This window comes from Streptomyces sp. NPDC057743 (assembly GCF_042798755.1).
Lineage (GTDB): Bacteria > Actinomycetota > Actinomycetes > Streptomycetales > Streptomycetaceae > Streptomyces.
Genome location: NZ_JBHVJX010000016.1, coordinates 138244 through 164118 on the forward strand (window position 1 = coordinate 138244; position 25875 = coordinate 164118).

The 25875-nt window shown below is 74.2% G+C and carries 24 protein-coding genes; 16 read left to right on the plus strand and 8 right to left on the minus strand.

Translation table 11 applies throughout. From position 1 onward, the window contains the following. Window positions 1-316: 316 nt before the first annotated feature. Window positions 317-550: a chaplin gene (locus ACFVFQ_RS20160; protein WP_383417776.1), complete on the plus strand. Its 234-nt coding sequence runs from the start codon at window positions 317-319 to the stop codon at window positions 548-550. A gap of 222 nt (window positions 551-772) precedes the next feature. Beyond that, window positions 773-1621 (plus strand): chaplin family protein, encoded by an 849-nt coding sequence (locus tag ACFVFQ_RS20165; RefSeq protein ID WP_383417779.1) that lies wholly within the window; start codon window positions 773-775, stop codon window positions 1619-1621. 84 nt (window positions 1622-1705) lie between these two features. On the opposite strand, the gene ACFVFQ_RS20170 is transcribed toward ACFVFQ_RS20165, so the two are convergent. Further along, entirely contained in the window at window positions 1706-1894 is a 189-nt protein-coding gene (locus ACFVFQ_RS20170; protein ID WP_366330887.1) for a DUF5703 family protein, read from the minus strand. A gap of 47 nt (window positions 1895-1941) precedes the next feature. Here ACFVFQ_RS20170 and ACFVFQ_RS20175 point away from each other — a divergent pair, with 47 nt between their 5' ends. After that, on the plus strand, window positions 1942-2625 hold the full coding sequence (locus ACFVFQ_RS20175; protein WP_383417783.1) for a hypothetical protein: 684 nt from the start codon (window positions 1942-1944) through the stop codon (window positions 2623-2625). A 78-nt stretch (window positions 2626-2703) separates the two neighbouring features. Here the strand turns inward: ACFVFQ_RS20175 and ACFVFQ_RS20180 are convergent, their stop codons facing one another. Further along, window positions 2704-5007 (minus strand): helix-hairpin-helix domain-containing protein, encoded by a 2304-nt coding sequence (locus ACFVFQ_RS20180; RefSeq protein WP_383417786.1) that lies wholly within the window; start codon window positions 5005-5007, stop codon window positions 2704-2706. Next, window positions 5004-5987 (minus strand): aldo/keto reductase, encoded by a 984-nt coding sequence (locus ACFVFQ_RS20185; RefSeq protein ID WP_383417789.1) that lies wholly within the window; start codon window positions 5985-5987, stop codon window positions 5004-5006. Before ACFVFQ_RS20185 ends, ACFVFQ_RS20180 begins: the two co-directional genes overlap by 4 nt. A gap of 161 nt (window positions 5988-6148) precedes the next feature. Here ACFVFQ_RS20185 and ACFVFQ_RS20190 point away from each other — a divergent pair, with 161 nt between their 5' ends. Together ACFVFQ_RS20190 and ACFVFQ_RS20195 are read left to right on the plus strand one after the other, a co-directional pair. Then, window positions 6149-7204 (plus strand): LLM class F420-dependent oxidoreductase, encoded by a 1056-nt coding sequence (locus tag ACFVFQ_RS20190; RefSeq protein ID WP_383417792.1) that lies wholly within the window; start codon window positions 6149-6151, stop codon window positions 7202-7204. Between the two features lie 257 nt (window positions 7205-7461). Further along, window positions 7462-8037, plus strand: a complete 576-nt coding sequence (locus tag ACFVFQ_RS20195; protein ID WP_383417795.1) for a ferritin-like domain-containing protein — start codon at window positions 7462-7464, stop codon at window positions 8035-8037. Window positions 8038-8058: 21 nt separating this feature from the next. On the opposite strand, the gene corA is transcribed toward ACFVFQ_RS20195, so the two are convergent. Next, a complete protein-coding gene (gene corA / locus ACFVFQ_RS20200; protein WP_383417800.1) occupies window positions 8059-9042 on the minus strand; it encodes a magnesium/cobalt transporter CorA in 984 nt (327 codons plus the stop codon). Between the two features lie 124 nt (window positions 9043-9166). Here corA and ACFVFQ_RS20205 point away from each other — a divergent pair, with 124 nt between their 5' ends. The 4 genes from ACFVFQ_RS20205 to mshC all read left to right on the plus strand — a co-directional run bounded on the left by ACFVFQ_RS20205 (window position 9167) and on the right by mshC (window position 12818). Continuing rightward, window positions 9167-9865 carry a histidine phosphatase family protein gene (locus tag ACFVFQ_RS20205; protein ID WP_383417803.1) on the plus strand — a complete coding sequence of 233 codons (699 nt, stop codon included), beginning with the start codon at window positions 9167-9169 and terminating at the stop codon, window positions 9863-9865. A 122-nt stretch (window positions 9866-9987) separates the two neighbouring features. Then, complete coding sequence (locus ACFVFQ_RS20210) at window positions 9988-10578, plus strand: DUF3090 domain-containing protein (protein ID WP_383417806.1); 591 nt, start codon at window positions 9988-9990, stop codon at window positions 10576-10578. Window positions 10579-10583: 5 nt separating this feature from the next. Next, complete coding sequence (locus tag ACFVFQ_RS20215) at window positions 10584-11456, plus strand: SCO1664 family protein (RefSeq protein WP_383417810.1); 873 nt, start codon at window positions 10584-10586, stop codon at window positions 11454-11456. 132 nt (window positions 11457-11588) lie between these two features. Further along, window positions 11589-12818: a cysteine--1-D-myo-inosityl 2-amino-2-deoxy-alpha-D-glucopyranoside ligase gene (gene mshC / locus ACFVFQ_RS20220; RefSeq protein WP_383417815.1), complete on the plus strand. Its 1230-nt coding sequence runs from the start codon at window positions 11589-11591 to the stop codon at window positions 12816-12818. Between the two features lie 121 nt (window positions 12819-12939). Here mshC and ACFVFQ_RS20225 read toward each other — a convergent pair whose 3' ends face one another. Beyond that, window positions 12940-14040, minus strand: coding sequence for a PAC2 family protein (locus ACFVFQ_RS20225; protein WP_383417819.1), 1101 nt, complete (start codon window positions 14038-14040; stop codon window positions 12940-12942). A gap of 300 nt (window positions 14041-14340) precedes the next feature. Between ACFVFQ_RS20225 and ACFVFQ_RS20230 the strand changes: the two genes are divergently transcribed. The 7 genes from ACFVFQ_RS20230 to ACFVFQ_RS20260 all read left to right on the plus strand — a co-directional run bounded on the left by ACFVFQ_RS20230 (window position 14341) and on the right by ACFVFQ_RS20260 (window position 22050). After that, complete coding sequence (locus tag ACFVFQ_RS20230) at window positions 14341-15672, plus strand: enolase C-terminal domain-like protein (RefSeq protein ID WP_383417822.1); 1332 nt, start codon at window positions 14341-14343, stop codon at window positions 15670-15672. Next, complete coding sequence (locus ACFVFQ_RS20235) at window positions 15669-16454, plus strand: SDR family NAD(P)-dependent oxidoreductase (RefSeq protein WP_383417825.1); 786 nt, start codon at window positions 15669-15671, stop codon at window positions 16452-16454. The genes ACFVFQ_RS20230 and ACFVFQ_RS20235 overlap by 4 nt, the downstream gene beginning before the upstream one ends. Before the next feature lie 67 nt (window positions 16455-16521). After that, entirely contained in the window at window positions 16522-17568 is a 1047-nt protein-coding gene (locus ACFVFQ_RS20240) for a sugar ABC transporter substrate-binding protein (protein ID WP_383417830.1), read from the plus strand. Next, window positions 17565-19136 carry a sugar ABC transporter ATP-binding protein gene (locus ACFVFQ_RS20245; RefSeq protein WP_383417833.1) on the plus strand — a complete coding sequence of 524 codons (1572 nt, stop codon included), beginning with the start codon at window positions 17565-17567 and terminating at the stop codon, window positions 19134-19136. The genes ACFVFQ_RS20240 and ACFVFQ_RS20245 overlap by 4 nt, the downstream gene beginning before the upstream one ends. Continuing rightward, entirely contained in the window at window positions 19133-20164 is a 1032-nt protein-coding gene (locus tag ACFVFQ_RS20250; RefSeq protein ID WP_383417834.1) for an ABC transporter permease, read from the plus strand. The genes ACFVFQ_RS20245 and ACFVFQ_RS20250 overlap by 4 nt, the downstream gene beginning before the upstream one ends. 13 nt (window positions 20165-20177) lie before the next feature. Next, window positions 20178-21179, plus strand: a complete 1002-nt coding sequence (locus tag ACFVFQ_RS20255) for an aldo/keto reductase (RefSeq protein WP_383417840.1) — start codon at window positions 20178-20180, stop codon at window positions 21177-21179. 28 nt (window positions 21180-21207) lie between these two features. Beyond that, a complete protein-coding gene (locus ACFVFQ_RS20260) occupies window positions 21208-22050 on the plus strand; it encodes an amidohydrolase family protein (protein ID WP_383417843.1) in 843 nt (280 codons plus the stop codon). Window positions 22051-22072: 22 nt separating this feature from the next. On the opposite strand, the gene ACFVFQ_RS20265 is transcribed toward ACFVFQ_RS20260, so the two are convergent. The 3 genes from ACFVFQ_RS20265 to ACFVFQ_RS20275 all read right to left on the minus strand — a co-directional run bounded on the left by ACFVFQ_RS20265 (window position 22073) and on the right by ACFVFQ_RS20275 (window position 25864). Then, window positions 22073-22744 carry a FadR/GntR family transcriptional regulator gene (locus ACFVFQ_RS20265; protein WP_383417846.1) on the minus strand — a complete coding sequence of 224 codons (672 nt, stop codon included), beginning with the start codon at window positions 22742-22744 and terminating at the stop codon, window positions 22073-22075. A gap of 108 nt (window positions 22745-22852) precedes the next feature. Then, window positions 22853-23962 carry an LLM class flavin-dependent oxidoreductase gene (locus tag ACFVFQ_RS20270; protein ID WP_383417849.1) on the minus strand — a complete coding sequence of 370 codons (1110 nt, stop codon included), beginning with the start codon at window positions 23960-23962 and terminating at the stop codon, window positions 22853-22855. Between the two features lie 297 nt (window positions 23963-24259). Then, window positions 24260-25864, minus strand: coding sequence for an FAD-dependent oxidoreductase (locus ACFVFQ_RS20275; RefSeq protein ID WP_383417852.1), 1605 nt, complete (start codon window positions 25862-25864; stop codon window positions 24260-24262). Window positions 25865-25875 lie beyond the last annotated feature (11 nt).

Below are 25875 nucleotides of genomic sequence, written 5' to 3' on the forward strand. Positions count from 1 at the left end.
CTGCCTGTTCGTTGGTGGGCCGGCGAGGGTGGCGTGAGCCGCTGCCCGTCGCCGTGTGCCCGTTGGGTGCCGTCGTGAGATGTGGGGGCATGCGGAGTGCCTGGGCGTCAAAAGGCGGCGCTGAAACGGTTTTTCGGGGGTGGTCGGGCGCGTTTCACGTGGCGTGCAGTAGCGAAGTCGACGCGAATTTCCTGCCTTTCGCGTTGACTTCGCTGGAAAGAGTGAATGCCGCGATGTGTTCGTAGCTTCAACGGCCCGGCTTCGTTGAGGTAATTGCGGTCCGCGGCTGGGACCGCATTGCCTACAAGGAGGAACCATGATCAAGAAGGTCGTCGCCGCTGTTGCGGTCGCCGGTGGTCTCGTACTCACCGGCGCCGGCCTGGCCGTTGCCGACTCCGGAGCCCAGGGTGCCGCGGTGCGCTCCCCGGGTGTCGTCGCCGGCAACGTCGTTCAGGCGCCGGTACACGTTCCGGTGAACGCCTGTGGCAACACGATCTCCGTGGTCGGTCTGCTGAACCCGTCCTTCGGCAACACCTGCGTGAACGACTGACGTTATTGATGGTGTATGAGGCCCCGTGAGGGCCGGCCCGGTATGGCTCCGGAAATGTCCCTTGGGCATTCCGGGGCCTCTGGGTATTTTCGCGGGCGGATGAACCTCCCCAAGAGACGGGTCGCGGAGCGTGATTCCGCGGACTGCCATCCGCCGGCATTCCTGTAAGGCACAAGGCAGGGGAAGACTATGAGACAGGTCGCAAGAAAAGGCCTGATCACCATGGCGGCCGCAGGTGGCGTGCTCGCCATGGCCGCTGGGTACGCACACGCGGACTCCGCGGCCGCGGGTGGCGCGGCGCATTCGCCGGGCATCGGATCCGGCAACGCGGTTCAGCTCCCGATCGACGTCCCGGTCAACGCATGCGGCAACACCGTCGATGTGGTCGGGCTGTTGAACCCGGCGTTCGGCAACAAGTGCGCGAACGTGTCGGGCGGGCACCACGGCCACGGTCATCACGCGGGGCAGGGCCGTGAACACGACCAGGGCGGCAAGCACCGGCGGACGGCCGGCGGGCACGGCGGCGCCACCGCCGCGGGCGGGGCGACCAACTCGCCCGGCGTCGGCTCCGGCAACGCCGTCCAGGCACCGGTCGACGTCCCGGTCAACGCGTGCGGCAACAGCGTGGACGTGGTCGGCCTGCTGAACCCCGTGTTCGGCAACGACTGCGCCAACGCCTCGGCGACGAGCCCGGGTTACCCGCACCACCCCGGCCAGCCGTCGGGGCCCGGGCAGCCGCCGGAGCGGGGCCACCAGCCCCGTCACCCCGGCAACCCGGAGCACCCCGGGAAGCCGGAGCAGCCGGTTCACCATGCGCAGCCGGCCCATCCGCACCACCCCGGCAGCCCGCACGAGCCGCGGTCGGTCGTGCCGGAGGCCCCGGGGGTGCGGACGCAGACCGCGGGCGCACCGCACACCCAGGTCGTCAGCACCCCGCGGCGGGGGGAGCGGCGCGAGCCGCAGCTCGCCCAGACCGGTGCCGGGGCGCTGGGTTACGCGGTTCCGCTCAGCGCCGGGATGCTGCTGGGCGGCGCGGTCCTCTACCGCCGGGCGCGTACTGCCGGTAGGTGATCGCCGGCGTCCGGTGACCGCATGACGGAGCGGGCCCCGTCCCCGACGGGGCCCGCTCTACCGTTCTCAAGGACCGGCCCGTGCTCACCACGTCGGGCGCGGCTGCCGGATGATCCGGCGGCGCAGCCGAACCCGCCGACTGCCGTCGGGATTGAGCCGAAGTCGGTCCAACTCCCAGTGTCCGTACTCGGCATGGTCGGTGAGCAGGCGGGTGGCGGCCTTGCGGGAGACGCCCCGAGGCACGTACACATCGCAGAATTCGTATTCCGGCATCGCATCTATTGTGCGGGACCGGCCCCGGTACGGATAGCGTCTGCACTATGTCTGATGCTGCGCAGCCTTCCGCTGCCGAGGTACGTGCCGCCGCTGAGGCGGTCAAAGCCGCGCTGGACCGTCACCTCGACGCGGTCGAACGCCGCGCGGGGGCGGACGATCCCGCCGTCTACGCCGCGTTCGACGCACTCGCCGCGGCTGCCGAGCGCTATGACGAGCTGCTCTACGACACCTACGACGAGGTCACCCCCTTCGAGATCCCCGGGAGCGACACCCTGCCCGCCTACGCGGGTCCCGAGGAGCCGAGCGCGCTGAGCGTGCTCATCCGGCGCGACTACACCGTCGCCAAGCCGCAGCGCCTGCTGCATCAGGCACAGCGCATCGCGGCTCTGGACCCGGACGCCGCCGACGACGCGACGGGCAACGCCCCGGACCCCGCCGCGCTGGTGGGCAGCAGCGTCTACGCCGCGCTCGGGGTGCTCTTCGGTGAGTACGAACCGGACGAGATCGCCTCCCGGCACAAGGAGTTCGGCCTGGAGGAGGGCGACTCCACGCTCTGGGTGGCGGCCGTCGACGAGCCGACCGAGCCGGGGGAGTGGCTGTCCGCGCCGTTCGACCAGGCCGATCCGCAGCGGGTGGTGTGCCGCTTCGACGTCAGCTCGGTCTTCGACGAGGAGCTCGACGACGACGGCGACGACGATCTGCTGGAGCCGGCCGACCGGAGCCGGTGAGGCACGGCCGCCGAAGGAGCAAAGCGGCGGGACCGCGGGGCGGACGGCCAACGGGCCGTCGCCCCGCGGGCGGTGCGCTCAGTCCGTCGCGCCGTCCGCCGCCTGCTCCTCGGCCTGGAGCCGCAGCAGCGTCCGCAGCCGGGTGGTGCGCTCCTTGGCGGGCACCTCGGTGACCGCGCGGGCCAGCGCCTGGTCCACGCCCTGGACGACCGACAGATGGCGCTCGCCGCGGCCGAAGGCGGTGTAGACCCAGGAGCGGGTCAGGCCGCCGGCGGCGTCGCCGGGGAGCACCACCACCGCGGCGGGCCAGCGCCGGCCGACCGCCTGGTGCGCGGTGAGCGCCCAGCCGTGCCGGACCGCGCCGGAGCCGACCTGCTCGCGCGGGACGACCACGGGGGCGCCGTCGCAGTCGAGGTGCAGGCCCTCGGCGTCGGCGCCGGTGACGGTGCCCGGGAGCGTGCGGCCCAGCGCGGGGGAGTAGGCGATGCGGTCGCCCGGGTCGAAGCCGCCGAACCGGCCGGGGCCGGGGTTGAGGCGTTCCTTGAGCGCGGAGTTGAGCGCGCGGGTGCCGGCCGCGCCGCCGTGGCCGACCGTGATGACCTGGGTCTGCTCCGCGGGGACGCCCAGGGCCCTGGGCACCGAGTCGGCGACCAGCTGGACCGTGCGGTGCACCGCCTCGCCGGCGTCCCGGACGGGGACGATCACCACCTCCTTGCCGGGCGCCTCGGCCGGGCTCAGCTCGCCGATGCCGATGCCCGACACCAGCTCGCCGATCGGGCCGAAGTCCGGGGTGCGGGAGGCGACCTGGGGGCAGCAGCGCGCCTGGAGGACGTCGGCGAAGAGCCGCCCGGGGCCCGCGGACCACAGCACGCCCGGGTCGCCGCTGAGCACCAGGCGGGCGCCGTCGGTCAGCGACTCCACCAGCAGGGCGGCGGTCTCCAGGTCCAACTGCGGGGCGTCCAGGACCACCAGCAGATCGAGGGCGAGGGCGCCGTCCGCGTCCCGGCCCGGGCCCTCCTGGCCGGACAGCAGGCCGGCGACGGTCACCGCGGCGTCCGCTCCGGCGGCCTCCGGAGCGGTCTCGGCGAGCTGACTGGCCAGCCGCTGGCGGCCGTTGGGGGTGTGGGTGGCGCCGACGGCCCGCAGGCCGAGGGCGCGGGCCGCGGCGAGCAGCGCGGCGGGCTCGGCGCGGGCCGCCTCGCCGCCGGTGTGGGCCACCAGGCCGCTGAGCGCAACGGCCCGGATCAGCTCGGCGGCGGAGGGCGAGGGGGCGTCCGCGGCGGCGGCCTCCCAGGCGGCGAGGGAGGGGCGGGGCGGCGCGCCGGCGCCGTCGCCCTCGGGCTGCCCGCCCTCCGGGCCGTCGTCCGCGGCATCTTGCGCCTCGTCCTCCGGGGCGTCGTCCGCGGTGCCGGCCGGCGCCTCGTCCGCCGGCGGCTCGAAGGTGTTCAACAGCCGGGCCAGGCCGTCGGCGACGCTCTCCTCGGCCATGGCGAGCCGGTCGAGGCCGAGCAGCACGCGGACCGGCCGCTGCTCCTCGTCGTCCTCGTCCGCGGCGCTCCGGGGGCGGCCCGGGGTCTCCAGCGCGTCCTGGAACACCAGCACCGCGCCGTCCGCGATGGCACTTTGGAGGGCCTCGTCCGGGTCGGGCACGGCGCGCTGGGCGAGGGCGGCGCGCAGCGCGGACGCCTCCAGGGCGGAGTGGCCGGCGAGCGCGGCCTGCTCCAGCAACCAGCCGATCAGCGCCTGGGCGCGCCGCTCGTCGCCCGGCCCGCAGCCGGCGCCGAGCAGTGCCCGGGCGAAGCCGTCGGCCTGCTCGGGGCGGACGCCGGGCACCGCGAGCAGCTGCCAGGGATCGGCGGCCAGCGCCTCGGCGGCCTGCTGACCGAGCGCCTCCGCGGCCTTCTCCGCCAGCGCCTCGGGGGCGCCGCCGGCGGCCAGTACCCGCCGGACGCCCTCGACGCCGGGCCCCGTCGGGACGGCGGGACGGGCCGCCGGAACCGCGGGGCCGGCCGGGGCCTGCGGGACGCCGGCGTCGGCCTCAACGGGACGGGGCGGGCCCGGCTCAGCGGACGGCCCGTCAGGTCGAAGCCCGGCCGCCGCGGGGGCCGGGGCCGCCGGCGCGGGCTGCGCGGCCCGGCCTGGACCCTCGGTGCCGGACGGCTTCGGGCGGGCGGCCGGGGCTGCGCTGCCCCGCGGGGCCTCGGCGAAGAACGACGCGGCGGCGCGCTCCCCGCTCTCCACGGCCCGCACCGCCGCCGCCAGCGCCGCCACGGACGCGGCGGGGCCGGGCTGCGGCGCGCCACCGTCCCCCTCGCCCGCCCGGCCGCCGGGGACGGCGGCCTCCTGCTCGGGCGGGTTGTCGCCGGCGCGGTCGGTACTCACAGCGTGCTCCAGTCGTGGTCGGGATAGTGGTGCACCGGGGCCGACACATCGTCCAGCGCCCGGCGGATCTCGTCAGGAAGACTAAGCGCCTCCACTGACAACGAGGCTCTGAGCTGCTGCGCAGTGCGGGCGCCGAGGATCGGCGCGCTGACGCCGGGGCGGTCCCGGACCCAGGCGAGCGCGACGTGGAGGGGCGTGACCGCCAGCCCGTCGGCGGCGGTGGCGACCGCGTCCACGACCCGGCTCGCGGCCTCGTCCAAATACGGCGCCACGAAGGGAGCGAGGTGCTCCGAGGCGCCGCGGGAGTCGGCCGGGGTGGCGTGGCGGTACTTGGCGGTGAGCACCCCGCGGCCCAGCGGGGACGACGGGAGCAGGCCCAGCCCCAAGTCCCGGGCGGCGGGCAGCACTTCGCGCTCGACGCCGCGCTGGAGGAGGGAGTATTCCATCTGCGTGCTCGCCAGGGCGGTGCGCACTCCGGGGGCGGCCAGCTGCCAGGTGGCGGCCTTGGCGAGCTGCCAGCCGGAGAAGTTCGAGACGCCCACATAGCGCGCCCGGCCGGTGGCCACTGCCTGGTCGAGCGCCTGGAGGGTCTCCTCCAACGGCGTGCCCGGATCGAAGGAGTGCAGTTGCCAGAGGTCGACGTGGTCGGTGCCCAGGCGGGTCAGGGAGGCGTCCAGGGCGGCGAGCAGATGGCGGCGCGAGCCGTCGACCCGGCGGTCGGCCGCGAGGACGCTGCCGGCCTTGGTGGCGATCACCAGGTCCTGCCGCGGGACCAGGCCCTCCAGGAGGCGGCCGAGGAGGTACTCGGCGCCGCCGTCGGCGTAGATGTCGGCGGTGTCGACGAGGGTGCCGCCGGCTTCCCAGAAGGTCTTGAGCTGCTCGGCGGCGTCCTGCTCGCCGGTGTCGCGGGCCCAGTTCAACGTGCCCAGTCCGAGCCGGGAGACGCGCAAACCCGTGCGGCCGAGGTGCCTTTGCTCCATGGGCCCGACACTACGCGCCGCGCACCGCGATCAGGGGACCTGTGGACAACGGTCGGGCCGCCGGCAGTTGTCCACAGCTCCCGGCCCGCCGGTGACGACGACCGCACCCGCGCGCTAGAGTCCCCGAAACAGCGACGTTACTGATCGGTAAGGGGAGCGGCATGAGGCTTGGCATCAACCTCGGCTACTGGGGCGCCGGGATGGACTCCGACAATCTCGCGGTGGCACAGGAGGCCGACCGCCTCGGCTATGCGGTCTGTTGGGCGGCCGAGGCGTACGGCTCCGACGCCCCCACGGTGCTCTCCTGGGTGGCCGCGCAGACCGAGCGGATCGACGTCGGCTCGGCGATCTTCCAGATCCCGGCCCGCACGCCCGCGATGACCGCGATGACCGCGGCGACGCTCGACTCGCTCTCCGGCGGCCGCTTCCGCCTCGGCCTGGGCGTCTCCGGCCCGCAGGTCTCCGAGGGCTGGTACGGCGTGAAGTTCGACAAGCCGCTGGCCCGCACCCGGGAGTACGTGGAGATCGTCCGCAAGGCGATGGCCCGCGAGCGGCTCTCCTACGAGGGCGCGCACTGGACGCTGCCGCTGCCGGGCGGCCCCGGCAAGCCGCTGAAGCTCACCGTCCACCCGCAGCGCGAGCACATCCCGCTCTACATCGCCGCCATCGGCCCCAAGAACCTCCAGCAGACCGGCGAGATCGCCGACGGCGCGCTGTTGATCTTCCCCTCCGCCGACCACCTGGAGGAGACCGCGCTCTCCCCCCTGCGGGCGGGCCGGGAGGCGGCCGGGAAGACCATGGACGGCTTCGACGTCTGCCCGACCCTCCCGCTGGCCGTCGGCGAGGACAAGGAAGTCAGCGCCCTCGCCGACCAGTTCCGCCCGTACACCGCGCTGTACGTCGGCGGCATGGGCAGCCGCAAGCAGAACTTCTACAACCAGCTCGCGCAGCGGATGGGGTACGAGAAGGAGGCCGCCGAGATCCAGGACAAGTACCTGTCCGGGGACAAGGACGGCGCCGCCGCGGCCATCCCGGAGCGACTGATCGACCAGACCACGCTGCTGGGTTCGGTCGACCGGATCGCCGAGCGGATGCAGGCGTACGCGGCGGCCGGGGTCACCACCCTGACGCTGGCGCCGGCCGGCTTCACCCTCGACGAGCGGGTGGCCTCGCTGCGCGCCGGCATCGAGGCCCTGGAGCGGGCCGGACTGGCGTAGGTCGCAGGGCTCCCGCAGACGCCGAAAGCCCGGCGCATCGGCGCCGGGCGGGGAGCTCTACGGCCGTGGTGGGGGCTCGGGGGTCTTCCCCGCCACGGCCGTCACGGAACTCAACGCCGCAAGGGACGGGCGGGTTACGGGGCCCGCCCCGGCGGCATCAGACGAACGGGCGCGGCGGGCCGGGCCCCCGGTTGCCGGCGGCGGAACACCGGATGGGGCTTGCCCTTCAGAGGTGTGTCCGTTCGGAGGTGACGCTGATGTTCTCGGCCAGGAGCCTGTTCCAGGAGATCGTCGACCACGACGACTCCTACCGCCTGTTCTGCTCCATCGCGGCCAGCGGGGAGTCCCAGGGCGGCGGGGAGAACGGGCGGATTGCCGCTCTGCTCCCGCAATCCCAACGGGACTTGACGCCCAAGGCCGCCCGGCACGGCGCCGAACGGCTGTTGCTGCTGCGCCGGTTCTTCGGCGTCCACCCCGAGCTCGGCAGGGCGGCCCGGATGATCTGCCAGGACGAGGAGAGGCATCTCGCCTACTGCCACGAGGAGTTGCTGCGGCTGACCCGGGCCGGCCACGGGCGGCGCATCCAACGGGCCCTGCGGGAGTGCGCGCTGGCCGAGATCGCCGTCCACCGGGACGTCAGCCTGGCCGTGATGGCACACATGGGCCGCATCCTGGGATGGCCGGCGGCCAAGTCCGCGTTGCTCAGGGGCGGCATCCTGGCGGTCTACGGCTACGAGCGGCTGCCCGGCTGGCGGCGGATGGTCAGCCTCACGATGCCCGCGCGGCGCGACGCGCTGGGCGGACCGGCCGACCCCGCACCGGAGTTCGCCTGACGCGTCCGCCCGGCGCGCCCCTCAGAGCCAGCCGCGGCGCTTGAACAGCCGGTACAGCGACACCTCGATGACGGCCATCACCAGCAGGATCACGGGGTAGCCCAGCGGCCACTTCAGCTCCGGCATATCGGCGAAGTTCATGCCGTAGATGCCCGCGATCAGGGTCGGCACCGCGGCCAGCGCCGCCCAGGACGAGATCTTGCGCATGTCGTCGTTCTGCTGGACCCCCATCTGCGCCAGATGGGCGGCCAGGATGTCCGACAGCAGCCGATCCAACCCCTCCACCTGCTCGTTGACGCGGGTCAGATGGTCGCCGACGTCCCGGAAGAACGGCCGGGCGTCATCGTGTACGAACGGCACGCCGGGGCTCTGGAGGCGGGCCAGGGGGTCGGCCAACGGGACGGTGGCGCGCCGGAATTCGAGGATCTCCCGCTTGAACGCGTAGATCTGGGCGGCGGTGTTCCGGGACTCCCGGCGGACCGGCGCGAACGCCTCGGCCTCCAACTCCTCCAGGTCCCCCTGGAGTTCGGCGCCGACCTCGACGTAGTGGTCCACCACCGCGTCGCTCACCGCGTACAGCACCGCACCCGGGCCGTGCCGCATGATCTCCGGGTGCCGCTCCAGCCGCTGCCGGACCGCCGCCAGCGGGCTGGCCGGACCGTGCCGGACGGTGACCACGAACGAGTCGCCGACGAAGACCATCAGTTCCGAGGCGGTCACGGTGTCCGCCGCCACGTCGTAGGTGATCGGCTTGAGCACCATGAACAGCGAGTCGTCGTAGACCTCCAGCTTCGGCCGCTGGTGCGCCTTCAGGGCGTCCTCCACGGCCAGCGGATGCAGCCCGAAATCGCTGCTGACCTGGTCGAACTCGTCCTGGGTGGGCTCGTGCATGCCCAGCCACAGGAAGTCCCGACCGCTCCTTCGCGCCGCGTCCAGGGCGCGGGAGAAGTCCGCCCGGCATTCCTGGCGGCGGCCCTCGCGGTAGAGGGCGAAGTCCACGATCACACCGGCATTCTCGCCCGCGGCGGGGGCCCTTGCCAGGGAAGTGGACCCAGAGCGGGGCCGGGGGCACGTGGGTGACGGGAGGGCCTCGGACCTGACCCAGCGGGCAGGCTCTAGGGTGGCGGGCATGCCCACGCTGATCCTGGTGCGGCACGGCCGCTCCACCGCCAACACCGCCGGGGTGCTCGCCGGCCGGACCCCCAACGTGGCCCTCGACGAACGGGGCGCCGCCCAGGCCGCCGCGCTGCCCGGCCGGCTCGCGGGGATCCCGCTGGCCGTGGCCGTCACCAGCCCGTTGCAGCGCTGCCGGGAGACCCTGGCGCCGCTGCTCGACGCCCGCCCCGGGCTGCGGCTGGCGCCCGACGAGCGGATCTCCGAGTGCGACTACGGCGACTGGACCGGCCGCAAGTTGGCCGAACTGGCCGACGAGCCGCTGATGGAGGCCGTCCAGCAGCACCCCACCGCGGCCGCCTTCCCCGGTGGCGAGGCGATGCGGGAGATGCAGGACCGGGCCGTCGCCGCGGTCCGGGACTGGAACGCCCGGGTCGAGGAGAGCGACGGCGCCGAGGCGACCTACCTGATGTGCTCGCACGGTGACATCATCAAGTCCCTGGTCGCCGACGCCCTCGGCATGCACCTCGACCTCTTCCAACGGATCTCCGTGGAGCCGTGTTCGGTGACCGTGATCCGCTACACCCGGCTGCGCCCCTACCTCGTGCGGCTCGGCGACACCGGTGACCTGGCGTCGCTGGTGCCCCGCGAGGACGGCGACGGGTCCGGGAGCGAGCGGGACGCGGCCATCGGGGGCGGTGCGGGCGCAGCGTGATCAGCGGGCGCAGTAGGGTGGTGCGACGGCGCTGCCCGCGACGCCCCTGTGATCCGCGCAGTTGACCTTGAGGACGCAGCGACCGCACTGACCCAAGCAGTCGAGACAATCGGAGCAGGACGTTGTCCCGTCAGGTGTTCTTCTACGACCTCCCGGACCGCTTCGTGGCCGGTACGGTCGGGCTGCCTGGCCGCCGTAGCTTCTTCCTCCAGGCCGCCGCGGGCGGCCGCGTCACCAGCGTCGCGCTGGAGAAGACCCAGGTGGCGGCGCTCGCCGAGCGGATCGACGAGCTGCTGGACGAGGTGGTCCGGCGCAGCGGCGGCAGCGCCCCGGTGCCCGCGGTCTCCCCGAACGAGCTGTCCGACACCGCGCCGCTCCAGACGCCGGTGGAGGAGGAGTTCCGGGTCGGCACCATGGCGCTGGCCTGGGACGGCGAGGAAGAGCGCATGATCGTCGAGGCCCAGGCGCTGGTCGAGCTGGAGGCCGACAGCGACGAGGACCTCGCCGACGCCGAGGAGCGACTGCTCCAGGACGACGAGAACGGCCCGCCGATGCTCCGGGTCCGACTGACCGGCACCATGGCGCGGGCGTTCGCCAAGCGGGCGCTGGACGTGGTCAACGCCGGCCGCCCGCCGTGCCCGTTGTGCAGCCTGCCGCTCGACCCGGAGGGACACGTATGCCCGCGTCAGAACGGATACCGGCGGGACGCCTGAGCCCCATGGAGCCCACCGTCGATCCGGTGCCCGGCCCCGCGGAACCGCTCGATGCGGCGGCCGCCAGGGAGCCCGTCGGGAGCCTGGCCCCGGCGCTGCTCGCCGGTGGCGAGCTGACCGTCCGCGGCCAGATCCCGGACGCCTCCAACGCCGTCCTCTACTGCACCGTCGAACTCGACGGGCGCAGCGCCGACTGCGTCTACAAGCCGGTCGCCGGCGAGCGCCCGCTGTGGGACTTCCCGGACGGCACGCTCGCCCAGCGCGAGGTCGCCGCCTACGAGATCGCCCGGGCCTGCGGCTGGGACCTGATCCCGACCACGGTGCTGCGGGACGGCCCGTACGGCACCGGCATGGTGCAGGAGTGGATAGCCCCGCCCGGCGACGGCGACGAGGCGCCCGAACTGCTGGCGCTGGTGGCCGAGGACGAGCCGGAGCCGGGCTGGAAGGCGGTCGGCCGCGCGGACATCGGCGCGGGCCGCACCGCGCTGCTGGTCCACGCCGACCACCCCCGGCTGCGCCGGCTCGCCGTCCTGGACGCGGTGATCAACAACGGCGACCGCAAGGGCGGGCACCTGCTGCCCGGCGCCGGCGGCGCGTTCTTCGCGATCGACCACGGTGTGACGTTCAACTCGGCTGACAAGTTGCGCACCCTGCTGTGGGGCTGGGCCGGCGAGCCGCTGACCGACGAGGCGCTGGGGGTGCTGCGCGGCCTTCGGGCGGCGCTGGACGAGGGTGCGCCGCTCGCCGCCCGGATGGCCGAACTGATCACGGACGCCGAGCTCACGGCGTTGCGGGCGCGGATCGAGGGGCTGTTGCGCAGCGGGCGGCACCCGGAGCCGAGCGGGGAGTGGCCGGCGATTCCCTGGCCGCCCGTCTGATCCGGGGCGCCGCCCGACGCCCAACCACCGTTGCCGCTTGGCACATCCGACCGCGGAGCGCAAGACCGCCTTTCCGGCCAGAGAAGCCCCTCCGGTTCGTATACGGAACATGCGTCCGGTTACGCTCAAGGCATGCATGGATGGCCCGCTTCTGAGGTCCCCGCCCTGCCTGGTCAGGGCCGCGACCTGAGGATCCACGACACCGCGACCGGTGGACGAGTAACCCTCGACCCCGGTCCCGTCGCCCGTATCTACGTCTGCGGCATCACGCCCTACGACGCCACCCACATGGGACACGCGGCGACCTACAACGCGTTCGACCTCGTCCAGCGCGTGTGGCTCGACACGAAGCGTCAGGTGCACTACGTGCAGAACGTCACCGACGTCGACGACCCGCTGCTGGAGCGGGCGGTGGCGACCGGCGTCGACTGGACCGCGCTCGCCGAGCGCGAGACCGCCCTGTTCCGCGAGGACATGACGGCGCTGCGGATGCTGCCGCCGCGCCACTACATCGGCGCCGTCGAGGCCATACCGCGGATCATCCCGCTGGTGGAGCGGCTGCGCGAGGCCGGTGCGGCCTACGAACTGGACGGCGACATCTACTTCTCGGTCGCCTCCGACCCGCACTTCGGCGGGGTCTCCGGCCTGGACGCCGAGACCATGCGGCTGCTGTCCGCGGAGCGCGGCGGCGACCCGGAGCGGGAGGGCAAGAAGAACCCGCTCGACCCGATGCTGTGGATGGCCGCCCGGGACGGCGAGCCGAGTTGGGACGGCGGCTCGCTGGGCCCCGGTCGGCCCGGCTGGCACATCGAGTGCGTCGCCATCGCCCTGGAGCACCTGGGGATGGGCTTCGACGTGCAGGGCGGCGGCTCCGACCTCGCCTTCCCGCACCACGAGATGGGCGCCTCGCACGCCCAGGCGCTGACCGGTGAACACCCCTTCGCCAAGGCGTATGTGCACGCCGGGATGGTCGCCCTGGACGGCGAGAAGATGTCGAAGTCCAAGGGCAACCTGGTCTTCGTCTCCGCGCTGCGGCGGGACGGCGTCGACCCGGCCGCGATCCGGTTGACGCTGCTGGCCCACCACTACCGCAGCGACTGGGAGTGGACCGACGCGGTGTTGACCGAGGCTCAGGACCGGCTGGCCCGTTGGCGGGCCGCGGTCTCCCGCCCGGACGGTCCGCCGGCCGAGGAACTGCTGGCGGAGATCCGCGCCGCGCTGGCCGACGACCTCGACGCGCCCACCGCGCTGGCCGCGGTGGACCGTTGGGCCGCCAAGCAGCAGGCCGACGGCGGCACGGACGAGGGCGCTCCCGGGCTCGTCTCCCGTGCGGTGAACGCGCTGTTGGGCGTCGCGCTGTAGGGCAGAAAGCACGAGGGGCGCCCCCGCCGGATGGCGGGGGCGCCCCTTTGTCGCTTGTGTTGCGGGATGTCGTCGGGGGTCTTCGTCCTTGTGGGGATGGAGAGTTGGGGCCCGCGGTGGGTCAGCCGTCGGTGCCGGTGTCCTCCGGGCCGTTGCCGTCGGTGCGACCCTCGCCCGGATCGCCGCCGTCCTCGCCGGTCTCCGGGCCGGACGGCTTCGGGGGACCGGACTCCTCCGGCGGCCGGGGCTCGCGCGGCTCCTTGGGCGTGCTCCGCGGGTGCCGGGTGCGGCCGCTGGCCGGGTCGCGGAGGTAGGAGCCGTCCCGGCCGTCGGCGAGGCCGCCCTCGGTCGCCACCCCCGGACCGGCCTGCGGGTCGCGGCGGCGCAGATACCGCTCGAACTCGCGGGCGATGGCCTCGCCGGACGCCTCCGGCAGATCGGCGGTGTCCCGGGCCTCCTCCAGCGACTGGACGTACTCGGCCACCTCGCTGTCCTCCGCGGCGAGTTGGTCCACGCCCAACTGCCAGGCGCGGGCGTCCTCGGTCAGCTCGCCGAGCGGGATCCGCAGGTCGAGCAGGTCCTCCAGGCGGTTGAGGAGGGCCAGGGTGGCCTTGGGGTTGGGCGGTTGGGAGACGTAGTGCGGCACCGCGGCCCAGAGGCTGACCGCCGGGACGCCGGCGTGGGTGCACGCCTCCTGGAGGATGCCGACGATGCCCGTCGGGCCCTCGTAGCGGGACTCCTCCAGATCCAGCCGCCGGGCCAGGTCCGCGTCCGAGCTGACGCCGCTGACCGGGACCGGTCTGGTGTGCGGGGTGTCGCCCAGCAGCGAGCCCAGCACCACCACCATCTCGACGCCCAACTCGTGGGCGAAGCCCAGGAGTTCGTTGCAGAACGAGCGCCAGCGCATGCTCGGCTCGATGCCGCGGACCAGGACCAGGTCCCGGGCGCGCCCCTTGCCGTCGGCGTCGCCGACCCGGACGACCGAGAGCCGGGTCGTGGGCCAGGTGACCTTGCGGACGCCGTTCTCCAGGAAGACCGTCGGGCGGTTCACCTGGAAGTCGTAGTAGTCCTCCGCGTCCAGCGCGGCGAAGACCTCGCCCTTCCACTCCCGGTCCAGGTGGGCGACCGCGGCGGAGGCGGCGTCGCCGGCATCGTTCCAGCCCTCGAACGCGGCCACCATGACCGGGTCGATCAGCTCGGGCACCCCCTCCAGCTCGATCACCCAGCCCCTCCTTCCGGCCGGTCGGGCGCTTCAAGGCCACCGGCTGCAGTTCCATTGCGTGCGCCCCCAAGCCTACGGCGTCCGCGGTGCCGTTCTGCAGCCCCTTTGCGAGCGCGTGTACGGATACATCCGAGCTGTGGTGGGGGAGGACGGCCGAATCCGGGCCCCGGGGCGGGTGCCGGCGACGGAATCGGGTGCCGGGGTCTGGACGCCGCCTTCGGGGCGGGGCTATACATCGGAGGACCGGGAAAGGTCCGATGTTCTCCCGTGACATCCGCCGCGAGCCCAGGGGGTCTGCCCATGGCCGTCAGCGACACCGTCACCGGGCTGGAGGTCCACGACGTCCGCTTCCCCACCTCCGACCGGCTGCACGGCTCGGACGCGATGCACCCCGACCCCGACTACTCCGCCGCCTACGTGACCCTGCACACCGCCGACGGGCCGGCCGGCCACGGCTTCTGCTTCACCCTCGGTCGCGGCAACGACGTGATGGCCGCCGCGATCCGGGCGCTGGCCCCGTACGTCGTCCAACGCCCCGCGCCGGTCACCGCCGCCCGGCTCGGCGCGCTGCACCGCGCCCTCACCCACGACTCCCAACTGCGCTGGCTGGGGCCGGAGAAGGGCGTGGCGCAGATGGCCGCGGGCGCGGTGGTCAACGCCGCCTTCGACCTCGCCGCGCGCCGCGCAGGCCGGCCCGTCTGGGAGTTCCTGGCCCGCCTGACGCCCGAAGAGCTGGTCGGGCTGGTCGACTTCCGCTACCTCTCCGACGCGCTGACGCCCGACGAGGCGCTGGCCCTGCTGCGCGCCGCCGAGCCAGGCCGGGCCGCCCGCACCGCCCGCCTCAGGGCCGAGGGCTACCCCGCCTACACCACCTCGCCCGGCTGGTTGGGTCACGACGACGCGACCGTGGTCCGGCTCGCCGAGGCGGCGGTGGCCGACGGCTTCGGGCAGCTCAAGCTGAAGGTGGGCGCCGATCTCGACGCCGACCTGCGGCGGTTGAAGCTGGTCCGGGCCGCGGTCGGGCCCGACGTGCGGATCGCCCTCGACGCCAACCAACGCTGGGACGTGGCCGAGGCGGTCCGTTGGATGACCGCGCTGGCGCCGCACGCCCCGTACTGGATCGAGGAGCCGACCAGTCCGGACGACGTCCTGGGGCACGCCGCGGTGCGCGCCGGGCAGCCGGTGAAGGTCGCCACCGGGGAGCACGTCGCCAACCGGGTGGTGTTCAAGCAGCTGTTGCAGGCCGGTGCGGTGGACTTCGTGCAGATCGACGCGGCCCGGGTGGCCGGCGTCCCGGACAACCTGGCGGTCCTGCTGATGGCCGCGAAGTACGGGGTGCCGGTGTGCCCGCACGCCGGCGGGGTGGGGCTGTGCGAGCTGGTGCAGCACCTGGCGATGTTCGACTACGTGGCGGTGTCCGGGAGTTGGGAGGACCGGGTGATCGAGTACGTCGACGACCTGCACGAGCACTTCACCGAGCCGGCCGTGGTCCTGCGCGGCCGCTACCGGGCGCCCGCCGCGCCCGGCTTCTCGGCCCGTATGGAGCCGGCGTCGCTGGCCGCGTACCGCTTCCCCGACGGGCCGGTGTGGCGGGCCCGCGGACCGCACCGGGCGAGGGGGGTCCCGGCGTGAACGGGCCTGGTGGGACGGGCGACTTCGCGGGCCTGGGCGCCCTGGTCACCGGCGGCGGCTCGGGCATCGGGGCGGCCACCGCCGCGCTGCTGCTGGCCCGCGGCGCCCGGGTCGCCGTCCTGGACCGCGATCCGTCCGGGGCGCCCGCCGGGGCGGTGCGGATCGCCGCGGACGTCACCGACGGCGCCGGCGTGCGGGCCGGCATCGCCGCGGCGGTGGCCGAACTGGGCGCCCTGCACGCCCTCGTCGGCAACGCCGGGACCGGCGCGGTGGGCACCGTCGAGGACAACGACGACGAGGAGTGGGGGCATGTCCTGGACGTCAACGTGCTGGGGCTGGTGCGCACCGCCCGGGCCGCGCTGCCGCATCTGCGGCGGGCCGCGGCCGAGGCGCCCGGCAGCGTCTCCATCACCCACACCTGCTCCATCGCCGCCACCGCCGGGCTGCCGCAGCGGGCCCTCTACAGCGCCAGCAAGGGGGCGGTGCTCGCGCTGACCCTGGCGATGGCCACCGACCACCTCCACGACGGCATCCGCGTCAACTGCGTCAACCCCGGTACCGCGGACACCCCTTGGGTGGCCCGGCTGCTCGACCGGGCCCCGGACCCGGCCGCCGAACGGGCCGCGCTCAACGCCCGTCAGCCCCTGGGTCGGATGGTCACCGCCGAGGAAGTCGCCGCCGCCATCGTCCACTTGGCGTCCCCGGCCGCGTCCGGCATCACCGGCACCGCGCTGGCCGTCGACGGCGGGATGCAGGGGCTGCGGCCGCGCCCGGTCGGCTGAGCGGGCCGGTGCAACGGGCCGGCGGCACCACGACCGAGGGACCACCCACCCCACGTGAGGGAGCACCATGAGAGAGCCCGTGTGCCGCACCGGTGCGGTGGCCGGCGCCGCGGCGCTGGCGCTGCTGGTGCCGTTCGTGCTGACCGGCTGCAACCGCGGCGCCGACGCCAGGGGCCGGATCGGCATCGACGTGCCCCGCACCGACACCGACTTCTGGGACTCCTACCAGCAGTACCTCCAGGCGGACCTGGCGCACGGCCGCCCGTCCGCGCTCCCGCTGGCCAACTCGCAAAACGACGTCTCCAAGGTCGTCTCCGACGTCGAGGCGCTGACCGGCCAGGGCGCCCGGGCGATCGTGATGGCGCCGCAGGACACCGGCGCCCTCACCGCCGAACTCAGGCGGCTGGCCGGCAAGAAGATCCCGGTCGTCAGCGTCGACACCCGCCCCGACGACGGCCCGGTCTACATGGTCGTCCGGGCCGACAACCGCGCCTACGGGGAGCGCTCCTGCGCGTTCCTCGGCCAGCGGCTCGGCGGCCGCGGCCGGGTGGCCGAGCTCCAGGGGGATCTCAGCTCGGTCAACGGCCGGGACCGCTCGGAGGCGTTCGCGGCCTGCATGAAGCGGAGGTTCCCGGGCATCACCGTCCACGAGCTGACGACCGACTGGAAGGGCGAGGTCGCCTCCGCCAAGCTCCAGAGCCTGCTCGCCCAACACCACGACCTGGGCGGCGTCTACCTCCAGGCCGGCGGCGCCTTCCTCCAGCCGGTGCTGGCCCTGTTACGCCAGCGCGGCCTGGTCAAACCCGCCGGGCCCCCCGGCCACCTCACCCTCGTCTCCAACGACGGCATCCCCGACGAGCTGACCGCCATCCGGGCCGGCACCCTCGACGCCACCCTCTCCCAACCCGCCGACCTCTACGCCAAGTACGCCCTGTACTACGCCCGCGCGGCCCTGGCGGGGCGGACCTTCCGGCCCGGCCCCACCGATCACGGCTCGACCGTCGTGAAGATCAAGAACGGGTTGGAGGACCAGCTTCCAGCCACCCTCGTCACCAAGGAAAACGTCAACGACCCGCGCCTGTGGGCCAATCAGCTCGCCAAGGAGGGGAAGTGACCGCCGCCCCGCCCGGCGACCCCGCGCCCGGCCGACCCGCGGTGGTGCACGCCGACGGCCTCGTCAAGCGCTACGGCCCCACCCTCGCCCTCGACCGCGTCCGGTTGACCGTCCGGCCCGGCGAGGCGCACGCCCTGGTCGGCCGGAACGGCGCCGGCAAGTCGACCCTGGTGTCCGTGCTGACCGGGATGGTGCGGCCGGACGCCGGTCGGGTCACCTACGGGGGCCGGCCCGCGCCCCGTTGGGGCGACCTGGCCGCCTGGCAGCGCGAGGTGGCCTGCGTCCACCAGCGTTCGATGACCGTGCCCGGGCTGACGGTGGCCGAGAACCTCTTCCTCAACCACTTCCCCGGCGGCCGCATCCTGCGCTGGCGGGCGCTGCGGGCCCGCGCGCGGGAGCTGCTCGCCGACTACGGAGTGGACGTCGACCCGGCCGCCCGCCTCGACGAACTGGGCGTCGAGCAGCGCCAGTTCGTGGAGATCGCACGGGCCCTGTCGCGCGGCGCCCGGCTGATCGTCCTGGACGAGCCCACCGCCCGACTGGACGCCGCCGGCATCGACCGGCTCGTCGACCGACTGCGGGAACTGCGCTCCCGGGGCGCGGCGTTCCTGTTCATCTCCCACCACCTCCAGGAGGTCTTCGCCTGCTGCGACACCGTCACCGTCCTGAGGGACGCCCGCCGGGTGCTGACCGCCCCGGTCGCCGGGCTGACCGAGGACGCCCTGGTGACGGCGATGGCGGGGGAGGACGGCGGGGCCACCGGTCCGGCGGGCGTCGCGCGGCCGCCGGCCGCGGTGGCGGACGGGGAGCCGCTGCTACGGGCCGAACGGCTCACCCTGCACGGCCACTTCGGCCCCCTCGACCTGACCGTTCGCCCCGGCGAGGTCGTCGGCCTGGCAGGCGCCGCCGCCGGCGGGACCACCGCGTTCGCCGAGGCGCTGGTGGGGCTGCGCACCCCGGACGCCGGCCGGATCACCGTCCGCGGCCGGCCGGTGCGCCCGGGCAGCGTGCCGCGCGCCCTGGACGCCGGCATCGGCTACGTCCCCGAGGACCGGCACCGCCAGGGCCTGGTACCCGGGCGCAGCCTCGCCGACAACGTCACCCTGGCGCTCACCGACGGGCTCGGCCCGTGGGGGACCGTACTGCCGTCCCGGACCCGGGAGTTGGCCCGCAAGGCGATGGCCGAACTGGACATCAAGGCCGCCGGCCCCGACCAGGCCGTCGCCGGGCTCTCCGGCGGCAACCAGCAGAAGGTGGTGGTCGCCCGCGCGCTGGCCCGCGACCCCGCGGTGCTGGTCGCCCTCCGCCCGACCGGGGGCGTGGACGTGCGGGCGAAGGCGGCCCTGCTGGGCATCGTGCGGCGGGTCGCGGACCGCGGCCACGGCGCCCTGATCGTCTCCGACGAACCCGACGACCTGCGGTTCTGCGACCGGGTGGTGGCGGTCTTCCGGGGCCGGGCGCGGGCCGAGTTCGGCGCCGGCTGGCGCACCGCGGAGCTGGTGGCCGCGATGGAGGGCGTCGCCGCAGGCCCGCCGGACACCCGCACGACGGAAGGGACCGCGCCATGACCGAGACCACGGCACCCGCGGCCGCCGACGCGGCCCCGGCCGGCCCGGCCCGGCGCACCCGCCGCGCCCCGGGCCGCTGGCGGGACCTCTCCCTCGTCCCGGTGATCCTCCTCCTCGGCGTCGTCGGCTTCATCGTCTCGCCCGCCTTCCTCACCGGCGACAACCTCATCGGCGTCGTCCAACAGTCCACCGAACTCGGCCTGTTGGTGCTCGGCGAGGCGCTGGTGCTGATCAGCGGGCGGATGGACCTGTCGCTGGAGTCGACCATCGGGCTGGCCCCGGTGGTCGCCCTCTGGCTCGTCCTGCCCGCCCACGGCGGCCGCTTCGCCGGCCTGGAACTTCTGCCCACCTGGACCTCGGTCCCGCTCTGCCTGGCCGTGGGCGCGGCCATCGGCGCCGCCAACGGCTTCCTCATCCTCCGGCTGCGGGTCAACGGCTTCATCGCCACCCTCGGCATGCTCACCATGCTGCGCGGCCTCCAGGTGGGCCTCTCCGAGGGCCGCTCGCTCGCCGATGTCCCGGACTCCTTCGCCTATTTGGGCCGCACCGCCTGGCTGGGCGTCCCCGCCGCCGTCTGGATCTGTCTGGCCCTCTACGCGCTCGGCGGCGCCGCCCTCGGCTACCTCCGGCACGGCCGGGCCCTGTACGCGCTCGGCGGCAACCCGGAGGCGGCCCGGGCGGCCGGCATCCGCACCGACCGGCTCACCTGGGGCGTGCTGATCCTCGCCGGCACTCTGGCGGCCTTCGCCGGCGTCCTCTATACGGGCCACTACGGCGCGGTCTCCGCCAGCCAGGGCAGCGGCTGGATCTTCCAGGTGTTCGCCGCCGCGGTGATCGGCGGCATCGGCCTCAAGGGCGGCCGCGGCACCCTCTTCGGGGCGCTCACCGGCGTCCTGACCCTGCAACTGGTCATCAACGTGATGACGTTGGGCGGGGTGCCGCCGCTGTGGACCCAGTTCCTCAACGGCGCGATCATCCTGCTCGCGCTGATCGTCTCCCGCTTCACCAGCGGCGAGAAGCAGGATTAAGGGGGCCGCCGCGATGTGCGAGCCGCCAAACGGACCACGGGAGTTGGGCCGCAGCGGGGTCACCGTCCCACCACTGGGCCTGGGCTGCGCCCCGTTGGGCAACCTCTACCGCGCCGTCCCCGAGGAGCGCGCCCGCGCCGTCGTCCACACCGCCCTGGCCACCGGCGCCCGCTATCTGGACACCGCCCCGCACTACGGCGTCGGCCTGTCCGAGGAGCGCCTCGGCCGGGCGCTGCGCGGCGTGGACCGGGCGCACTACGTGCTCTCCACCAAGGTCGGCCGCCGGCTGAGCCCGCTCGCGCCCGGCGAACGGCCGCCCGGCGAGGGCTTCGTGGCCACCCCCGCGCGGGCCCGCACCTGGGACCTCACCCGCGCCGGCATCCGCGCCACCCTGGAGGAGTCCCTGGAGCGCCTCGGCGTGCCCGCGGTGGACATCGTCTACCTCCACGACGTCGAGCACCACCTCCGCGAGGTCCACGAGAGCGGCTACCCGGCGCTGGCCGAGCTCCGCGCCGAGGGCACGGTACGCGCCATCGGCTTCGGCCTGAACCACAGCGGCGTACTGGCCGACCTGGTCGCCGAGTTGGACGTCGACGTGGTGCTGTGCGCCGGCCGCTGGACGCTGCTGGACCAGGCCGCCGCGGTCGACCTGCTGCCGGTGTGCGCCCGGCGCGGCACCTCGGTCGTGGTCGGCGGGGTCTACAACTCCGGCCTGCTCGCCGACCCGTCCCCCGGCGCGCCCTACGACTATGCCCCCGCCCCGCCGGCCGTCCTCGCCCGGGCCCGCGAACTGGCCGCGGTCTGCGCCGCGTTCGACGTCCCCCTCAAGGCGGCCGCGCTGCGCTTCCCGTTCGGGCACCCGGCCGTCGCCGCGGCCGTGGTCGGCGCCGCCTCGCCCGAGGAGGCCGCCGAGAACGCCGCGCTCTTCCGCCATCCGATCCCGGACGGCCTGTGGCCCGCCCTGGCCGCCCGCGGCCTGCTCGATCCCGAACTGCCGCTGCCGCCGGGCGGTTGACGCCCGCCGCCCGACCAGGGAGCCGCCGATGCGCCTCGACGCCCACCACCACCTGTGGGACCTGACCCGCCGCGACCAGCCGTGGATGACCGGCCCCTGGGCCGCCCCGATCCGCCGCAACTACGCCCCGGCCGACCTCGCGCCACACCTCGCCGCCCACGACATCACCGGCACCGTCCTGGTCCAGTCCTCCTCGTCCGCCGAGGAGACCGCCGAACTCCTCGCCGTCGCCGCCGAGTACGGCCCGGTGCGCGGCGTCGTCGGCTGGGCCGACCTCACCGCCGCCGCCCTGCCGGACGCGCTGGCGGCCCTGCCCGCCGGCCTGGTCGGCCTCCGCCACCAGGTGCAGGACGAGCCCGACCCCGACTGGCTCGGCCGCCCCGACGTCCGGCGCGGCCTGCGCACCCTCGCCGACCGCGGGCTGGTCTACGACCTGCTGGTCACCCCGCGCGAACTGCCCGCCGCGCACGCCGCGGCGCGGGCCCTGCCGGACCTCTCCTTCGTGCTGGACCACGCCGCCAAGCCCCCGATCGCCGGCGGACGTTGGCAGCCCTGGGCGGACGCACTCACCGCCCTGGCCCGCCTCCCCAACGTCACCTGCAAGCTCTCCGGCCTGGTCACCGAGGCCGACTGGTCCGCCTGGCGGCCGCCGCAGCTGCTGCCCTACGCCCGGCACGTCCTCGCCGCCTTCGGCCCGGACCGGGTGATGTTCGGCTCCGACTGGCCGGTCTGCACCCTGGCCGCCTCCTACGCGGACGTGGTCGCGCTCGCCGAGGCCGCCACCGACCACCTCACCGGCCCCGAGCGGGCGGCGGTCTTCGGCACCACCGCCCTCCGGGTGTACGGGCTCGACGGCCGAACCTCCAACTGACCACCGCACGTGGACCGTTGGCTCACAACGAGGTCCGCAACCACTGCTCCACGCTGGCGATGTGCACCGTCGCCCAGGCGCGGGCCGCCTCCGCGTCCGCGTCGCGCAGCGCACCGAGGATCGCCCGGTGTTCGGTGAGGGTGCGAGCCACCGCGTCCTTCTGGGTCAGCCCGCGCCAGACCCGGGCCCGGGTGGTCGGCCCGGACAGGCCGTCCAGCAGCGAGCACAGCACCTCGTTGCCGGCCGCGGCCACGATCCGCCGGTGGAACTCCAGGTCACAGGCGACCAGCTGCTCCACCGAGGGGTCGGTCCCGAGGGCGTCCAACTGGGCCTGGAGCGCGTCCAGTTCGGGGGCGGTGATCCGGCCGGCCGCCATCCCCGTGGCGGCCGGTTCCAGAATGCGGCGCACGGCGAGGAACTCCAGCACCGTGTCGTCCCGGTGGAAGTCCACCACGAAGCTCAGCGCCTCCAGCAGGAGTTGCGGGTCCAGGCTGGTCACATACGTGCCGTCGCCCTGGCGGACGTCCAGGATGCGGATCAGCGCCAGCGCCCGCACCGCCTCCCGCAGGGAATTGCGGGACAGCCCCAACTCGGCGGCCAGTTCGCTCTCCTTGGGCAGCCGGTCGCCCGGCCGCAGCGCACCGGAGACGATCATCCCCTTGATCTTCTCGATGGCCTCGTCGGTGACCGCCATGGCCGCCCTCCCGGTCCGGACCCGCCCGGACGCCGAGGGCAGCGCGACGTACCGCGAACGCTGCCCCAGACATCCGATGTCTGAGCCATTATCACCCGCCGGTCCGGCTCAACGCGCGGCGGCTTCCGCCTCGTTCACCGCCTCCGCCCCTTCCTTTTCGCGTTCCCACAGCGAGCTGGGCGCCTCGCGCCGCACCACCGGGGCGATCTCCTCCGCGAACCGCTGGAGGGTCTCCACCTGTTCGGCGTGCTCCAGACCGAACCCGTCGACGGTGACCGACTGGAGGTCGTGCCCGTACGCCGCGTGGAAGCCCAGCAACTTGTCGATGATCTGCTGGGGCGAGCCGATCAGTTGCGGGCCGTCCGCGATGGCGTCCTCGATGGTGCGGAACGGGGTGTTGTAGCCGGCCCGGCCCGCCAGGTGCGGCTTGAAGGTCTGCGCGACCTTCGCCTCGTAGAGGTCCTTGTAGCGGGTGATCGCCGCCCGTTCGGAGTCGGCGATCAGCAGCCCGCCGGAGCCGGCGGCCACCCGCGCCCGCGCCGGGTCGTGCCCGTGGGCGGCGAACCGCTCGCGGTAGTGCGCGACCAACTCGGCGTAGGCGGCCCGCGGTTGGATGGCGTTGGCGGTGAACAGCGGATCGCCGTGCCGGGCGGCCAGTTCGGGGGAGTTGCGGCTGGTGGCCGAGCCGTGCCAGATGCGCGGCGGGCCGTCGTACGGGCGCGGCACCGTCGTCACGTTCTTCAGGGGCGGTCGGAACTCGCCCGCCCAGTCGACGTTCTCCTCGCTCCACAGTCGGCGCAGCAGCGCGTACTTCTCGGCCTGGAGGTCCCACTGCCGCTCCTCGTCGAGGCCGAAGAGGTCGAAGTGGCCGGCCTCCGCGCCCTTGCCGATGACCAGTTCGAGCCGGCCGCGGGCGAGGTGGCTGAGGGTCGCGTAGTCCTCGGCGACCCGCACCGGGTCGAGGATCGCCACCACGGTGACCCCGGTCAGCAGCCGGATCCGCGACGTCCGGGCGGCCAGCGCGCCCAGCACCACCGACGGACTGGAGGAGAGGAACGGCCCGGCGTGCCGCTCGCCGACCGCGTACGCGTCGAACCCGAGCCGTTCGGCGGCCACCCCGGTCTCCACGACCTCGGCGAACCGGTCGGCGGCGGAGGGAAGTTGGCCGGTGAGCGGGTGCGGGGCATGGCCGATCAGGGAGAGCACGGAGAATTTCATGACGTCCTTCCGGCGCGGGGTGCCACCCACCGCCGGCGACCGAGCGGAGCGGGCGGTGGTCCTCCCACTCTGCGCGCCGGACGTTGCCGCCGTGTGTCGGCCGCATGGCACGGCCCCGGGAGGGACCGCGGCGCGCGCCCCGTTGGGGGACGCGCGCCGGGGCCCGCCGGCAACGGTGTCCGGGGCGGCCGCCTCGACCGCCCCGGACACCGTTGACCCGTCAGCCTTCTGACGAATTATCAGCCTTCTCGGCGAAGCCTCTCGGGGCCTTCGAGGGCCTTCGGGAGCCTTCGGGGCTCAGCCTTCCAGCATCTTCTCGACCCGGGCCCGCACGTCGTCCGTGGCCAGACCGCGGATGGTCAGCGTGGTGCGGCGGCGCAGCACGTCGTCCGCGGTCTCGGCCCACTCGTGGTCCCGGGCGTAGGCGACCTGCGCCCAGATCTCCGGGGCGTCCGGGTGGATCCGCTCGGCCAGCGCCGGGTCCTCGTTCGCCAGCCGGGCGATGTCGAAGGAGAGCGAGCCGTAGTGGGTGGCCAGGTGGCGCGCGGTGTCGGTGGACATCTGCGGGCCGGAGGCGGTGCCGTCCACCAGCAGTCGGTGGGCGACCGCGTTGGGGTTGGCGATGCCGGGCAGCGGGAGCTTCTTCGGCAGCCGCGCGATCGGCTCCATGTCGTCGGCCAGCGGGTGACCGGGCAGCGCGGCCAGCTTGTTCATCACCGTGCGGCCGATGTGCCGGAAGGTGGTCCACTTGCCGCCGGCGACCGACAGCATCCCGCCGCTGCCCTCGGTGACGACCGTCTCGCGCTTGGCCTTGGAGGTGTCGCCGGGGCCGCCGGGCAGCACCCGCAGACCGGCGAACGAGTAGGTGATCAGGTCGCGGGAGAGCTGCTGGTCACGGACGGAGAAGGCGGCCTCGTCCAGGATCTGGGCGGTGTCCTTCTCGTTGACCGCGACGTCCGCCGGGTCGCCCTCGTACTCCTCGTCGGTGGTACCGAGCAGCAGCATGTCCTCCCAGGGGAGGGCGAAGGTGATGCGGTACTTGTCGATCGGGGTCGCCAGCGCGGCCTTCCAGGGGGAGGTGCGCTTGAGGACCAGGTGCGCGCCCTTGGACAGGCGGATGGAGGGGGCCGCGTTGGGGTCCTCCATCTTGCGCAGGTGGTCCACCCACGGGCCGGTGGCGTTGAGCACCAGGCGGGCGTTGACGCCGAACTCGGTGCCGTCCAGGCGGTCCTTGAGCTCGGCACCGGTGACCCGGCCCTGGGTGAAGCGCAGGCCGGTGACCTCGGAGTGGTTGAGGACCGTGGCGCCGGCGTCGACCGCCGCGCGGACGGTCATCAGCGCCATCCGGGAGTCGTTCATCTGGTCGTCGCCGTACACGGCAACGGCCTTGAGGTTGTCCGTCCGCAGCTCCGGGACGTCGCGCTGGGCCTTGGCCGGGCTTATGACGTGGCCGACGCCGTCGCCGAACGCGGAGAGCGCCGAGTAGGCGAAGACGCCCGCGCCCAGCTTGGCCGCGCCGTGCGGGCCGCCCTTGTAGACGGGCAGGTAGAAGGTGAGCGGGTTGGCCAGGTGCGGGGCCACCTCACGGGAGACCGCGCGGCGCTCGAAGTGGTTCTCCGCGACCAGCTTGACCGCGCCGGTCTGCAGGTAGCGCAGACCGCCGTGCAGCAGCTTGGAGGACGCGGAGGAGGTGGCGCCGGCGAAGTCGCCGGCGTCCACCAGGGCAACCCGCAGTCCGGCCTGCGCGGCATGCCAGGCGGTGGAGATGCCCAGGATGCCGCCGCCGATCACCAGGAGGTCGTACGTCGCCTTGGACAGCTGCTCCCGGGTTTCGGCGCGGCTCGGCAGGGAACCGGCGGCCGGGTGCGTCCCGAGGGCCGGGACGCTCTGCAGGGTGCTCATGATGTGCTCCT

Coding starts and splice junctions, on each gene's coding strand:
- ACFVFQ_RS20160 (WP_383417776.1), top strand. CDS start 317: ATGATCAAGAAGGTCGTCGCCGCTGTTGCGGTCGCCGGTGGTCTCGTA.
- ACFVFQ_RS20165 (WP_383417779.1), top strand. CDS start 773: ATGGCGGCCGCAGGTGGCGTGCTCGCCATGGCCGCTGGGTACGCACAC.
- ACFVFQ_RS20170 (WP_366330887.1), bottom strand. CDS start 1,894: ATGCCGGAATACGAATTCTGCGATGTGTACGTGCCTCGGGGCGTCTCC.
- ACFVFQ_RS20175 (WP_383417783.1), top strand. CDS start 1,942: ATGTCTGATGCTGCGCAGCCTTCCGCTGCCGAGGTACGTGCCGCCGCT.
- ACFVFQ_RS20185 (WP_383417789.1), bottom strand. CDS start 5,987: ATGGAGCAAAGGCACCTCGGCCGCACGGGTTTGCGCGTCTCCCGGCTC.
- ACFVFQ_RS20190 (WP_383417792.1), top strand. CDS start 6,149: ATGAGGCTTGGCATCAACCTCGGCTACTGGGGCGCCGGGATGGACTCC.
- ACFVFQ_RS20195 (WP_383417795.1), top strand. CDS start 7,462: ATGTTCTCGGCCAGGAGCCTGTTCCAGGAGATCGTCGACCACGACGAC.
- ACFVFQ_RS20205 (WP_383417803.1), top strand. CDS start 9,167: ATGCCCACGCTGATCCTGGTGCGGCACGGCCGCTCCACCGCCAACACC.
- ACFVFQ_RS20215 (WP_383417810.1), top strand. CDS start 10,584: ATGGAGCCCACCGTCGATCCGGTGCCCGGCCCCGCGGAACCGCTCGAT.
- mshC (WP_383417815.1), top strand. CDS start 11,589: ATGCATGGATGGCCCGCTTCTGAGGTCCCCGCCCTGCCTGGTCAGGGC.
- ACFVFQ_RS20230 (WP_383417822.1), top strand. CDS start 14,341: ATGGCCGTCAGCGACACCGTCACCGGGCTGGAGGTCCACGACGTCCGC.
- ACFVFQ_RS20240 (WP_383417830.1), top strand. CDS start 16,522: ATGAGAGAGCCCGTGTGCCGCACCGGTGCGGTGGCCGGCGCCGCGGCG.
- ACFVFQ_RS20250 (WP_383417834.1), top strand. CDS start 19,133: ATGACCGAGACCACGGCACCCGCGGCCGCCGACGCGGCCCCGGCCGGC.
- ACFVFQ_RS20255 (WP_383417840.1), top strand. CDS start 20,178: ATGTGCGAGCCGCCAAACGGACCACGGGAGTTGGGCCGCAGCGGGGTC.
- ACFVFQ_RS20260 (WP_383417843.1), top strand. CDS start 21,208: ATGCGCCTCGACGCCCACCACCACCTGTGGGACCTGACCCGCCGCGAC.
- ACFVFQ_RS20265 (WP_383417846.1), bottom strand. CDS start 22,744: ATGGCGGTCACCGACGAGGCCATCGAGAAGATCAAGGGGATGATCGTC.
- ACFVFQ_RS20270 (WP_383417849.1), bottom strand. CDS start 23,962: ATGAAATTCTCCGTGCTCTCCCTGATCGGCCATGCCCCGCACCCGCTC.
- ACFVFQ_RS20275 (WP_383417852.1), bottom strand. CDS start 25,864: ATGAGCACCCTGCAGAGCGTCCCGGCCCTCGGGACGCACCCGGCCGCC.